Annotated in this window: 13 protein-coding genes; all 13 read left to right on the top strand. The window is 37.6% G+C overall.

Annotated elements, in window-relative coordinates; all coding sequences use genetic code 11:
* The first annotated feature begins 94 nt into the window (after positions 1 to 94).
* The 13 genes from AC07XN_RS08440 to AC07XN_RS08380 all read left to right on the top strand — a co-directional run bounded on the left by AC07XN_RS08440 (position 95) and on the right by AC07XN_RS08380 (position 13682).
* Positions 95 to 832, top strand: a complete 738-nt coding sequence (locus AC07XN_RS08440) for a DUF6577 family protein (RefSeq protein ID WP_494742717.1) — start codon at positions 95 to 97, stop codon at positions 830 to 832.
* Between the two features lie 3 nt (positions 833 to 835).
* A complete protein-coding gene (locus AC07XN_RS08435; protein WP_494742716.1) occupies positions 836 to 1900 on the top strand; it encodes a nucleotidyl transferase AbiEii/AbiGii toxin family protein in 1065 nt (354 codons plus the stop codon).
* A 112-nt stretch (positions 1901 to 2012) separates the two neighbouring features.
* Positions 2013 to 2399: a hypothetical protein gene (locus AC07XN_RS08430; RefSeq protein ID WP_494742715.1), complete on the top strand. Its 387-nt coding sequence runs from the start codon at positions 2013 to 2015 to the stop codon at positions 2397 to 2399.
* A 14-nt stretch (positions 2400 to 2413) separates the two neighbouring features.
* Positions 2414 to 3316 (top strand): IS3 family transposase, encoded by a 903-nt coding sequence (locus AC07XN_RS08425; protein WP_494742719.1) that lies wholly within the window; start codon positions 2414 to 2416, stop codon positions 3314 to 3316.
* 194 nt (positions 3317 to 3510) lie between these two features.
* Entirely contained in the window at positions 3511 to 3942 is a 432-nt protein-coding gene (locus AC07XN_RS08420) for an HYC_CC_PP family protein (protein WP_494742714.1), read from the top strand.
* 175 nt (positions 3943 to 4117) lie between these two features.
* The gene (locus AC07XN_RS08415) at positions 4118 to 4669 is read left to right on the top strand and encodes a helix-turn-helix domain-containing protein (RefSeq protein WP_494742713.1); all 552 of its coding nucleotides are present in this window, start codon (positions 4118 to 4120) and stop codon (positions 4667 to 4669) included.
* A 24-nt stretch (positions 4670 to 4693) separates the two neighbouring features.
* Complete coding sequence (locus AC07XN_RS08410) at positions 4694 to 5752, top strand: YncE family protein (protein WP_494742712.1); 1059 nt, start codon at positions 4694 to 4696, stop codon at positions 5750 to 5752.
* Between the two features lie 57 nt (positions 5753 to 5809).
* Complete coding sequence (locus tag AC07XN_RS08405; RefSeq protein ID WP_494742711.1) at positions 5810 to 6217, top strand: hypothetical protein; 408 nt, start codon at positions 5810 to 5812, stop codon at positions 6215 to 6217.
* Positions 6218 to 6248: 31 nt separating this feature from the next.
* Entirely contained in the window at positions 6249 to 7427 is a 1179-nt protein-coding gene (locus AC07XN_RS08400; protein WP_494742710.1) for a TolC family protein, read from the top strand.
* Positions 7424 to 9112, top strand: coding sequence for an efflux RND transporter periplasmic adaptor subunit (locus AC07XN_RS08395; protein ID WP_494742709.1), 1689 nt, complete (start codon positions 7424 to 7426; stop codon positions 9110 to 9112). Before AC07XN_RS08400 ends, AC07XN_RS08395 begins: the two co-directional genes overlap by 4 nt.
* 27 nt (positions 9113 to 9139) lie before the next feature.
* Positions 9140 to 9493 (top strand): heavy metal-binding domain-containing protein, encoded by a 354-nt coding sequence (locus AC07XN_RS08390; protein ID WP_494742708.1) that lies wholly within the window; start codon positions 9140 to 9142, stop codon positions 9491 to 9493.
* A 27-nt stretch (positions 9494 to 9520) separates the two neighbouring features.
* Positions 9521 to 10525, top strand: a complete 1005-nt coding sequence (locus AC07XN_RS08385; protein ID WP_494742707.1) for a DUF8832 domain-containing protein — start codon at positions 9521 to 9523, stop codon at positions 10523 to 10525.
* Between the two features lie 49 nt (positions 10526 to 10574).
* Positions 10575 to 13682 (top strand): efflux RND transporter permease subunit, encoded by a 3108-nt coding sequence (locus AC07XN_RS08380; RefSeq protein WP_494742706.1) that lies wholly within the window; start codon positions 10575 to 10577, stop codon positions 13680 to 13682.
* The last annotated feature ends 8 nt before the right edge of the window (positions 13683 to 13690 follow it).

Below are 13690 nucleotides of genomic sequence, written 5' to 3'. Positions count from 1 at the left end.
AAGTATAATTCTTAATTATTGGCACTAAAATTAATTTGTTGCCAATAATTAATTTATTATCTTTGATGATAAAACAGGTAAATTTTATCATCAAATGAAAACAAAAAGTTTACATATTAGTGATTTACGCCCCATTTTTAGACAAAATCAAGAAATGGGGAAAGATAATATTGAGCAATATTTACGAGTAAAAACAGGCATTGATAAGACTGAATCAATGCTCAATAATTTGGTGAAAAAAGGATTATTAGAAAGAACTGGTCGAGGAAAATATAGTATTGGATTAAGCAGAAAAAATTATACACCACCCTTAGAAAATGAAATTAAGGGTATTTATGGACTAATTTATGAAGAAAAGCCATTACTTGAATGTTGCGTTTGGCGGACATCCATTATCAATGAATTTACCTTACATCAGCCTGGGCGATTTGCCCAAATGGTTGAAATAGAAAGAGATGGATTGGATGCAGTTTTTGACTTGTTAAGAGATAATTATCCAAACGTATATCTAACTCCATCCAATGAATTATTGGACAGATACATTGCCTATCAAAATGATGCCATCATCATTATTCCTTTGACATCGGAAGCTCCAACGCAAATGGTTGATGGAATCAGAACGACAACCATCGAAAAAATATTAGTTGATTTGATTTGTGAACCAAAATTGTACGAAACCTTCCAAGGCTCAGAATTAAACTATATTTTCAAAGAGGCTTTTGAAAAATACCCAATTAATAAGGACAAGATGTTTCGGTATGCAAGGCGAAGAAAACGAAAAGATAAAGTTGAGAATTTTATAAAAATTAGTTTAGAGGAAGATTACCAATAATTTATGATTGACAAGGAGATAACACATTCTTTGGAATGGATTAAAAAGTTTTCAGCATCAAATCAAGGGGCTGATAAAATTTTAGTGGAGAAGACCATCAGAGCTTTAACTTTGTTAGAAGGGCTTGCGGTCAGTAACCTAAATTTTATTTTTAAGGGAGGCACTGCGTTGATGTTATTGCAACAAGAGAATCCAAAGCGACTCTCAATTGATATTGACATCATCATCCCAAACACCCCCGATTATTTATTTGAAATTTTGGAGCAGGTGTGCTTTAATCAAGGTTTTATACGAGTAGAAGAACAAAATAGAAAAGCTGCCATAGATATTACAAAAGGTCACTTTAAATTTTTTTATGCTCCTATCCATTTGACAAATCAACTGGAAGAATACATTTTGTTGGATATTCTGTTTGAAGAAAACCCTTACCAAAATGTAATTGAAACGCTTATAAATACGCCTTTCCTAATACAAAAAGGCAACTTTTTAAGTGTAAAAACGCCTTCTTTTGAAGATATTTTAGGAGATAAACTAACCGCTTTTGCCCCAAATACAACTGGAATCCCTTATTTTAAAGGGAGTAGTCCAAAAAGTATGGAAATTATCAAGCAACTCTATGACATCGGAAACTTATTCAATTCTGTGAATGATTTAAGCATTGTACGAAAGACATTCAATCATCTGGCAATGATAGAGGCAAATTACCGAAAGATGGATATTACCACTGATGATGTTTTGAATGATACTTACCAAACCTGTTTATGTTTGGCGTTGCGAGGAGCTGACGGAGTGGGTAATTTTGAAGAACTCGTTGCTGGAATTAATCGGGTGAAAAAATATATGTTTTCAGAAAATTTCAGTTTAGAGAAGGTAATCGTTATGACAGGGAAGATTGCTTATCTCACGAAATTAGTAGCTAACGAAGAGACAGCAATAAGGCTATATAAAGGAACAGGAACACTTAATGGATTATTAATTGAGCAGTCCCATAATACCAAATTGAATAAATTGAAGAAACAATATCCAGAGGGTTTTTGGTACTGGTGGTTGGCTACTCAGGAGAAATAGGGAGGTAAGGTTTTTTTAAGGAAAAAAGGAGGTTGTTTTTTATTTAACATAATAAAATTTATAATACAAACCATATGCTACTGATTTAACTTGACACTTAAACGTTAAGTGCATGAATATCAATGAGTTGAAAAGAAATAAAAAAAATCGTAACTTGGTACTTTACCTCCGAAAAGTAGTCGAAAGTTACCGTGCTGGATTCGTATCTTCCAAGGAATTAAAGACGGATTTGCACATGGATTTCAAGCGGGTTCGACAGTTGAACCGCTGGTATTTTAAACATCGAATTCTTCCATATTTAAAACCTAAAAGACGAAAGCCCATGAAGCCAGAAATCAACAAAACCAAGGACTTAGAAGCCAAAATAAAATGGCTTGAAAAAGAGAATGAAATGCTCAGAATGAAATCCATTGCTTGGGAAACTTTGGTGGATGTTGCCGAAGAAACGTTAGATATTTCTATCAAAAAAAAGTTCGCACCCAAGCTGTTGAGAAGTTAAGCTGTCGCTATCCTTTGTTGGGTATTGGTTTAATGTGTTCATGGTTTGGGTTTTCCCGTCAAGCTTGGTATGCGGCTATTAAGCAAATGGAGAAGAATGTGTTTGAATTTGACTTGGTTGTAGGAGAAATCAAACGGATTCGTAAGCGAATTCCTGGGATTGGCTCAGGGAAGTTGTATGAGCTGATAAAACCTTTCCTTTTTTCCCACCAGTTAAAAATTGGTCGTGATAAACTGCACCAATTGATGAAAAAAGAGGGTTTATTGGTCAAACGGAAGCATTATAAGGTGGTGACTACTCAGTCAGATCACTCCTATAAAAAGTACCCCAATCGGATAAAAGATTTTATTCCGACGGATAGTGAGCAGTTGTGGGTGAGCGATATGACTTATATTCAAGTAGGTCGTGGTTTTGTGTATTTATCGTTAATCATGGATGCTTTTTCTCGGAAGATTGTGGGCTGGGCTTTACAACCCACTTTGGAAGCCAAAGGACCGTTGGGTGCTTTGAAAATGGCTCTGCAAACCCGCAAAAAGAAGACGGAATTAATTCACCATTCCGACCGTGGCGTTCAATATTGTTCTTGGGCTTACGTGGATTTAATTCAAAAAGCGGGTATCAAAATAAGTATGTGTTCTTCAGCAGAACCCAATGAAAATTCGATGGCTGAAAGACTCAACCGAACCCTGAAAGAAGAGTTCAATTTGGGTAATGGATTTGGCTCGGAAGAGGCAGCTTTGAAGGCAATTCCGCAGGTGATTGAGACCTACAATAATTTCCGACCCCATGCCTCGATTGACTTTAAAACACCAACCCAATGTCACAATTCTGGACGAATTGAAAAATTAAGATGGTATCCTTATAAAAAAATAAGGTTTTCTAATGTGGTGAAGAAACAACCCGAAAAGGCTCATTAGATGCTGTCAAGCCATTTTAGTAGCATACGTTATACAAAAGCCGTAAATAAAGAACAGAAAATATTGCTATTTGCTCAGTATCTTAGCTGACTCATATAATTTACGTTGCTCCGAAAATTATATAAAATAAACACCTTAAAATATAACACCTTGAATACAAGGTTATTAGTATCTTTGCGTTTTAATAACTGAAAATGAAATTACGTTTGACTCGCATATTTTGTTTGCTTATGGCAATGCAAGTACTCTTTATGAGTACAGGCTTTTCCATGATTGAGCATTATTGCAAGCTGAAAGGTAAACAAACTTTCATTTTAACCTCACCACCAAAGTGTTGTTTTAATAAGGCAAAACACGAAAGAAAGTCAGATAACCCGCTGTTGAAAAGGGCAAAATGTTGTAATGAAAAAACTACTTTCTTCAAAATAAACCCGAACGCTTCACAAGGACATGAAGTTGCACAAGTATTCCAGTCCCTTGATTGGGTTGCCATTACCCCAAAGGTTTTGTTTTTTTCCACGTGGGTGTCCCAAGCCGTTTCTTTTCAAGTTCCTCATTTTTATAGCCCCGCACCCCCACTTTCTGGGCGTAAACTTCTCGTATTTATCCAATCGTTTCTGATTTGATGCAGTTTAATGAAATTATATTTGTCTCTATGCTTCTGCATAAAGGCTAAACAATTTTGTCATAAACTGTATTTTTTATGTCTTCATTTATCGTAATGCCCTTTTTTATGGTAAAATCCGTTTTCGATTTTAGCGTAGTACATTACGTAATCAAATATATTTTACAGAAACGAGCATGATTTTATATATCAAAAACATGGTTTGCGACCGATGTAAAATGGTAGTGGCAGATCTCTTTAAACAAATTAATATTGTACCCATCAGAATAGATTTGACCAACATTGAGATTTCGGAAGAACTTACCGAAATCCAAGAGAGTACGCTTCGGAGTAGTTTAGAGCAAGTCGGATTTGGATTATTGGACGATAAGCGTAGTCAAATAATTGAGAAAATTAAAACTACCATTATCGAATTAGTCCAAGAACAGCCTGATGTTTTACGGAAAATAAATCCATCCACATACATTGCTGAAAAAGTAGGGAGAGAATATAAATACTTGACTACTTTATTTTCAGAAGTCGAAGGAAATACGATTGAACATTACTTGATTCATCAAAAAATCAAGAAAGTAAAAGAATTATTGATTTATGATGAACATTCGCTAAGTCAAATAGCGGATGCTTTGCAATATAAAAGTGTGCAACACCTTTCCATGCAGTTCAAAAAAATAACGGGTTTGACACCAAGTCAATTTAAAGAATTAAAAAATAGTGAACTATACAATTAGTTAAACTTCAAACAAAACAAGCAAATGAAAAAGACAATCATTTCCATTTTTGCCCTAACCTTGGGCGGTTGTATGAATATGAATTCAGACCAACCACAATTAAATATCAATTATCCAGCCGCTTATGTGGTGAATGGAGAAAGTAGTACGGTATCAGTTATCAACTTGAATACCAATATGGTTGCTGATTTAATACAACTAACAGATGGTTCAGGTACTCAAATACAAGGGATGAATATGGGGAAATCACTGGCTTACCCACACCATATTTACCTGAATGCTTCCAAAACGCAAGTAGCTATTGCAGTACCAGGCATGGATTTAAGTGCAGGTCATGCAGGAGGTATGGCTGGTATGGTAGGCAAGTTTGCCGTTTTGGATGCCACAACGGGTTTGAATGTAAAAGTAGTTGAGACACCTGTTATGAATCATAATGCTGTTTATTCAAGCGATGGTAAAGAAATTTGGACTTCTCAAATGGATGAAGCTGGAAAAGTATTGGTGTATGATGCCATTACTTTTGCTTTGAAAAATACGATTGTAGTAGGAAAAGAGCCAGCCGAAGTAACTTTCTCAAATGATGGAACAGTTGCTTTTGTAGCAAATGGAATGAGTAATTCGGTTACTGCCATCAATCCAACAACCAAAGTAATTTTAGCCACCATTCCAGTTGGGATGAATCCTGTTGGTGCGTGGATTGGTTCAGATAATCGTATGTATGTAGATAATGAAGATGGACAAACGGTCTCAATTATTGATGTAAAAACATTAAAAGTAGTTGAAACCGTTGCATTAGGTTTTATGCCAGGTTTTGTAGCGTATCAAGCTGATATGAAAGAAATGTGGGTAACAGACCCAATGGCTGGGAAAGTGCATTGGTGGACAAAAGATGCTACTGGGAAAATGGTTCATTCAGGTGCATTTGCTACGGCGGCAGGTGCTCATGCGATTGCTTTTAAGGACATGACGGCTTATGTCACCAATCAAGAAGCTGCCAGTGTATCAGTTGTTGATGTGATGCAACATAAAGTTACAAAATCAATTTCTGTGGGCAAGAAGCCCAATGGAATTGTGATTAAATAGATTTTAATTTCTGTCGAAGTACATAAATCATTTCAAATCAATTAAATAATTAAAATAATGAAAAAGTTGGTAATGATATTCGCATTAATATTGATAAGTTCATTATCAATATTTGCTCAAAAAGAAAATCATAAACATGGTTCTCCCCATGAAGGTATAGTAAAAACAGCGGGTGATTATCACTTGGAGGTAAAAACGCATGAGGGAATGTTGATGGTTTACCTTTTAGATGGCAAAGAAAAAGCATTAGATATCGGAAATGCGACAGCTAATGCAACCTTGCAAACGGAAGATGGACAAGTGATAAATTTAAGTCTTCCATCAAACAAAAAAGATGGGTTCATGGCAATGTTAAACAAAAATAAAAAGTTTCACAAAGCAATTATTACAGTACTATTTAAAGGTAAAACTGCTACGGCTACTTTTGACCTTTTAGAAAAAGGACATGGTGAACACAAACACTGATTTATTCAACATTGATTCAAGATTAAACCAAATGCAAAAAATACTCATTTTTTTATTTAGTATGTCAACGCTGAATGGTTTTGCCCAAAAACCATTCAGCGAACAAGAAGCAACCGATGCCGCCCTTAAAAATAGTGCTGCCCTGAGAGCTTCGGGTTTAGTGATTCGGCAAAATAACGAATTATTGAAAAGTGCTAAGAATTTTAAAAATCCTGATATTGTATTTGAAAGCCCAACGGGTTTATTCTACACAACTTCTGTAACCCAAACCCTTGACTATCCGACTGTCTATAAAAAACAGAACTTTTTACAGAAACAGCAAATCATCCTTTCTGAAAAGGAAAGAAGCGTTACTGAAAATGACATAAAATTTCGGGTGAAGAGCCAGTATTTAATCTTACAATACAGTGAAGCATTGGTAAAATTATTCCGTACTGAAGATAGTATATACCAACAAATTAATCAAAATTCTGCCCGTCAATTTGAGGCGGGGCAGATTGATTATTTGGGTAAAACCTTTGCAGAAAGCCAATTTGGAGAGGTTCGTAATAAATTAAATCAATCACAGGCGGACGTACAAACCAATATTAAACAATTGCAACAACTTTTGGGAATAACCGATAATATTACCGCAATCAATATTCAGCGAAATACGACCCCAGCACCCATCAATTTTGAGGAAAATACATTTCCAGAAAATCCTACCGTTGCCGTTTTTAAGCAAACCGAAGTAATCAATAAAAATTTGATTGAATTGGAAAAAGCCAAAGCAATGCCAGGGTTAATTGTTGGCTATTTTAATCAAGGATTGAGAGATACGCCCGCCTATTTAAGATTTAGAATTGGGTTGAGCGTTCCGCTTTGGCAAGGTCAGTATAAAAGTCGCATTAGGGCAGCCCAAACGGGATTTGAACTTGCCCAAGAACGCACCAATGCTCAAAAACAAGCCATTTCCGTTGATTTACAACAAGCCCTTGGAGATAACCAAAAATACCGACAAGCCCTCGATTATTACGAGACGAAGGGGCTGAAACAATCCGAGGAAATTATTACGACTGCCACCAGACTTTTCAAGGCAGGTCAGAATGATTATGTGAGTTTTCTAAGAACGCTCAACGATGCTTATACGATAAGACAACGATATATCGAAGTCTTACGAAATTATAACCAAACTTTATTAAACATTAATTATTTATTAGGAAACCAATGAAAAAGGCAATTCTAACATCCTTATTTTTCTTCTTTTTGGTAGTAGGAAACTATCAAGAAGTGAAGGCACATGGAGGCGAAGACCACGGGGCGGCAAAAGCTCCAACGGGAACAGCAAAGACCTATTTTTCGAGCCAAGCGGTTTCTGAAAAATACGAAATGATACTAAAATTTGAACCCTTGGAAGCTGGTGAAACGGGTAAATTACGCCTATACATCAACGATTTTATCACAAATCGTCCGACTGAAAAGGCAATTTTAAAAATTTCAAGTCCCGAAGATGCTAACATCAAATTTGAAATAAAACCCAATGAAAAAGGCGTTTATGAGATTTCGGGCGTGTTTCCTGCCAAAAAGAAATATTCCTTAACGGTTAGTATTAATGCTGAATCAGGAGCCGATTTATTTTCTTTACAGAATATTGAAATTGGAAAAGAATTACCCCAAGTTCATGCTGAAAACGAAAGTGCTTTAACGAGTCAATGGTACGAAAAACCTTATTTTTTGGTAGGGGCAGGACTACTTATTGGAATGTTATTGATGTTTTTATTGAGTAAAATCAAAAACAGAAAAGCCGTCATTGCTTCAATCATTGCTTTTTGTTTATTGCCAACTGCCAATTGGCAAAAAGCACTCGCCCACGGAGATGAAGGAGCAGGAAGTAGCACGGGGGCATTATCCAACGCTTTTGAAGTACCGAAAGAAACCCAATTTTTATTTGAAGTATTGACTCAAAAAATTGGTAACGGCGAATTTACCGAAAGCCAAAAACTCTTTGGCACGGTGATGCCTTCTCAAAATGGGCAAGCCTTAGTGCAAACCCCCCAGACGGGCAAAATTGTGAGTCTTAATGCACGAGTGGGACAATGGGTGAGCAAAGGACAAACTTTGGCAGTGGTAGAACAAAACCTTGATGCTTCCACCCAAGTAAGTTTTCAGGCGGAACGCAATAATTTGGAAGCGGAACTACAAGCCGCCAAACGGGAATATGAACGTCTAAAAGGAATTGAAGACATTGCCGCTAAAAGAGATGTTTCCGAAGCCGAAGCCCGTTACCAAAAAGCACAACAAAATTTGAAAGTATTTAAAAATGTTGGGGCGGTTGGCAATAGCAGTTCAAAACAAATCGCCTTAAAATCACCCATTAGTGGCACAATTGGCAATTTTAATTTCTCTTTGGGTTCAACGGTTAATATTGGCGAAACCATTTTTACGGTCATTAATTTGTCGAAAGTTTACATTGAAGTTCAGGTCTATGACAAAGATGTAACCTTGGTAAACGGAGCTAAAAAATTCACGGCAGAATGTAGTAATGATTCTCACAAAACGGCACAACTCCGATTGATTGCCCCTGCCCTCACGGTAAATCCCACGAATCAATCACAAAGAGTCTTATTTGAATTGGATAATCCTACGGGCGATTTCAAGATTGGTGAATTTGTTAATATCCGAGTTTTTGCGGGGCAACCCGTCCGAGGCATTACCATTCCGAGTTCAGCCATTAGTGAAATTAACGGAAAGCCCGTCGTTTTTTTGAAGGATTCGCCCGAAGGATTTAGTATTGCTTACGTCTCAACGGGGAATGATAACGGTGAATTTACCATCATTAAAAAAGGGATAGAAGAGGGCGAAAGAGTAATTACTAACGGAACGTATCAACTAAAAATGATTTATCAAAACCAATAATAATTCACAAATTAAATAAAATAATTCATGAGAACAATTAAGTTTTTGGCAACCTTATTTTTAATGGTAGCCGTTTCATCGAGTGTTTCTTTCGGACAAAAAGTGAAAGGAAAATCAAAAGCTAAAAAGGAAGTAACATCGGCAGTGTATGCCTGTTCCATGCACCCGAATATGACAGGTAAAAAAGGCGATAAATGCCCAACCTGTGGCATGGCATTGGTTGAAAAGAAAGTTGAAGCTAAAAAAGAGGTAGCCGTAGCCGCCTACATTTGCCCCATGAAATGCGAAGGTTCAGCCAGCGACAAACCAGGCGATTGCCCAAAATGTGGAATGAAATTAGTAGCAGCCAATGACAAAAAAGAAGGTCATAATCACAAATAAAATTCAAAAATTAACAAACAAATTCAGATGAAAAAAGGAGTGAAATTATTTAGTTTAGTAACCCTTATAATGGGTACAAGTCTATTTTTAGGTTCATGCGGTAATGCCACAAAATCAGAAGGTTCAAAAGATTCTACGATGGCGAATATGGAAGGTATGGACAACCATGATGAGCATAGTGGCGAACATACGTACACTTGTCCGATGCACCCCGAAGTTACGGGCAAAGAAGGTGATAAATGCCCAAAGTGTGGAATGAAATTGGAACATAACGACAATGCAGGAAAAGGAAATGGCAATACCTACAAAATGGAATTCAAGGCAAATCCTGCCACCGTGGAAGCTGGGAAAGCCGCTATGTTATCATTTACCCCAAAGATTGTAGGAAAAGAAACCGAAGCGGTGCCGTTGGATGTACACCACGAGAAGAAATTGCACTTGATTGTGGTTTCAAAAGACCTTTCTTATTTTACCCATATTCACCCAGAATATAACGCATCGGGAAGTTATGATATTTCGGTTTTAGCAAAAGGAAAAGCCTATTCAAACGGGGCTGGACACAACGAAACAGTTTTTGAAAAAGGCGGAGATTATATGCTTTTTGCGGATTATTTCCCTTCGGGCGGGAACAATCAATTAGAAAAAATCAACCTAAACGTAATAGGTAATGCTTACACACCCGTCGCTTACTCTGCCCCAAAATTGGCTTCAACGGTAGATGGCTATACACTTACACTTGTGCCAGAAGGTGGTAAACTTGAAGTGGGTAAATTGGCTCATATTGAAGGGGCTTTAACCCAAAACGGTAAAGCGGTTGATGCCAATACGCTTGAAAATTACTTAGGTGCAAAGGCTCACATGGTGGTGATTGGCGTGGAAGAAAAGCAATATTTACACGTGCATCCCGAAGTAGTGAATGGTAAATTTGACTTGCATACCACTTTTGAAAAAGCGGGTGTTTATCGTGGTTGGGTACAATTTCAGTCGAACGGGAAAGTACATACGGCAGATTTTGTGATTGTAGTAAAATAAAGTTTTGGTTGATATACTAACCATAAATATTCAATAAATATCAATTAAGATGCTTAACAAACTCATTCAATTTTCACTTCATAACCGCTTATTTGTGGTGGCTTTCGCTGCCTTGATCATGGTTTATGGCGTGGTAACAATTATCAATTTACCCGTTGATGTACTGCCCGACTTAAATCGTCCGAGGGTCACTATCTTCTTGGAATCCAACGGATTAGCTCCAGAAGAGATTGAAACCCAAGTGATTTTACCCGTAGAAACTTCATTGAATGGAGCTCCTGGGGTTGAAGTAGTACGGAGTAGTGCGGCAATTGGTATCGGAATGGTGTTTGTTGAATTTGACTGGAAAACGGATGTGTATCGGGCAAGGCAGTTGGTGGCTGAAAAATTACAGACCGTCCAACTGCCCAACGGTATTACGCCCGTGATGGGTCCGATTAGTTCCGTGATGGGACAAATTATGTTGATTGGCGTAAGTAGCAATACCACCAGTCCAGCCGATTTGCGTACCCTTGCCGACTTTACGATTCGTAGAAGATTAATGAGTATCAAAGGCGTGTCGCAAGTAATTCCCATCGGTGGCGAACGCAAACAATATCAAGTATTAGTTTCGAGTGATAAACTAAGACAATTTAACCTTTCCATTGACGATATTGATAACGCCCTGAAACTAACCAACCAAAATACAACGGGTAACTTTTTTAACCGTTTTGGTTCGGAAGTGCTTATCAGAAACGTAGGCAGAGCCAACACCTTAGCGGATTTAGCCCAAACCGTTGTGGGCAATAAAGATGGTTTACCCGTCATACTTTCACAAGTGGCAGACGTAAAATTTGGCTCGGCTCTCAAACGGGGCGATGCCAGCATAAATAGCAAACCCGCCGTGATTTTAACGGTTGAAAAACAACCAGGAGCCAATACCGTTCAATTAACAGACGAAGTTGAAAAAGCTCTTTTGGAACTACAAACCACATTACCCAAAGACGTAAAACTAAATCCAAGAATTTTTCAGCAAAAAAACTTTATTGTCAATTCACTAAAAAACGTGGAAGAAGCCCTTAGAGACGGATTTATCCTGGTGGTTATTATCCTATTTTTGTTTCTACTCAATTTCCGTACCACCATTATTACCCTCACCGCCATTCCTTTATCCTTGGTGATTTCGGCAATTATTTTCAAGGCTTTTGATATTTCCATTAATACTTTGACCCTTGGCGGTTTAGCGATTGCCATTGGTGAATTAGTAGATGATGCCATCGTGGACGTTGAAAACGTATTTAGAAGATTGAAAGAAAATAGTCTTTCTAAAACGCCACAACCTATTTTACAAGTCATATACCACGCCAGCTCCGAGGTTAGAAATTCCATCGTTTATGCCACAATCATTGTCGTATTGGTGTTTTTACCCTTGTTTTATATGCAAGGAATTGAGGGCAAAATCTTTGCCCCTTTGGGCATTGCTTACATTACTTCCATTATTGCCTCATTGGTTGTTTCACTAACACTTACTCCCGCTTTGTGCAGTTATCTGTTAAATAATATAAAAACTCACGAAGAAAAAGACAGTGTTTTGGTTCGTTTTTTAAAACGTCAAGATACTAAAATTCTGCATTGGGGTTTAGCAAGACCTAAATTCATCATCGGAATTGCCGTGTTATTAATCGTGGCAGCCGCCAGCATTGTTCCTTTTTTCGGAACGGAATTTTTGCCACCATTCAATGAAGGTTCATTTACGATAAATTTCTCTACTCCTGCGGGAACGTCTTTGGAAGAAAGTAATCGGATTGGAACAATGGGCGAAAAATTGATGCTCAGAGTTCCAGAAGTGGAATATGTGAGCCGCAGAACGGGACGGGCAGAATTGGATGAACACGTGGAACCCGTTAGTAATTCAGAAATTGAAGTAGAATTAAAGCCCAATAACAAACGTACCAGAGACGAAATTTTGGCGGATATTAGAAAAGAATTGACCATTTTAAAAGGGGTATCGGTAAATGTTGGACAACCCATCTCCCACCGTCTCGACCATTTACTGTCGGGGGTTCGTTCGCAAGTTGCCATTAAATTGTTTGGACCAGATTTGAATGATTTACGTCTGAATGCAGGGAAGATCAAACAAGTAGTCAGTAGTGTTCAAGGGGCGGTGGATGTGCAGATTGAAAAGCAAGTGCTTGTTCCTCAATTACTTATCAAAGTAAACCGAGAGGCTTTACAACGCTACGGCATCCAAGCGGGAAAAGTTTCGGAAATCTTAGAAACCTTTTACAACGGTAAAGTAGAAGGACAAATTTTGGACGGACAAAAAACCTTTGATATATTATTAAGAACCACCGATGAGGAACGAAGTAACATTGATAAAATCCGTAATACCCAAGTCAGTACCCCCAATGGAAATACCATTCCGTTGTATCAAATTGCCAGTATTGAATCTACGAATGCCATCAATTCCATTTACCACGAAAACACGCAACGCAGAATTGTAATTTCGTGCAACGTTCAAGGGCGAGATTTAGGAAGTACAGTCAAGGAAATCCAAGAAAAAATTGGCAAAGAAGTAAAACTGCCATCGGGTTTTTATGTGCAGTACGGAGGACAATTTGAGAGCCAACAAGAAGCCTCAAAGCTCATTGGTTTGCTCAGTATTTTTGCTTTGGCAGGTATATTCTTAGTTTTATACAGTCATTTTAAATCTTCCAGAATTGTTTTGCAAATTATGTTAAATGTGCCTTTGGCATTGATTGGTAGCGTTGTTGCCGTAATCTTAACGGGCGGAACATTCTCTATTGCTACGTTAGTCGGTTTTATTACCCTCACAGGAATTGCCTCCCGAAACGGAATTATGATGATTTCGCATTATATCCATTTGATTGAACAAGAAGGCGAAACCTTTTCGGCTCACATGATTATTAGAGGGTCGTTGGAAAGGCTCGTTCCCGTTTTAATGACCGCTTTGGTGGCAGCATTGGCATTAATTCCACTCACCTTAGACGCTCAGGCATCAGGTAAAGAAATATTGTATCCTGTGGCAACCGTTATTTTGGGTGGTTTGATTTCGAGTACGCTTTTAGATATGATTGTTACGCCTGTTGTATTCTATCAATTTGGTGAAAAGGCATTAGAAACATACTTTAAGAATAAAAAACAACAAGAATTTTAACCACAATT

The sequence above is a fragment of the Arcicella sp. GW458-12-2-14-TSB2 genome, from assembly GCF_059423785.1.
Note: the sequence above shows the minus strand (reverse complement) of the source record. Positions and strands in the feature narration are given on the sequence as shown.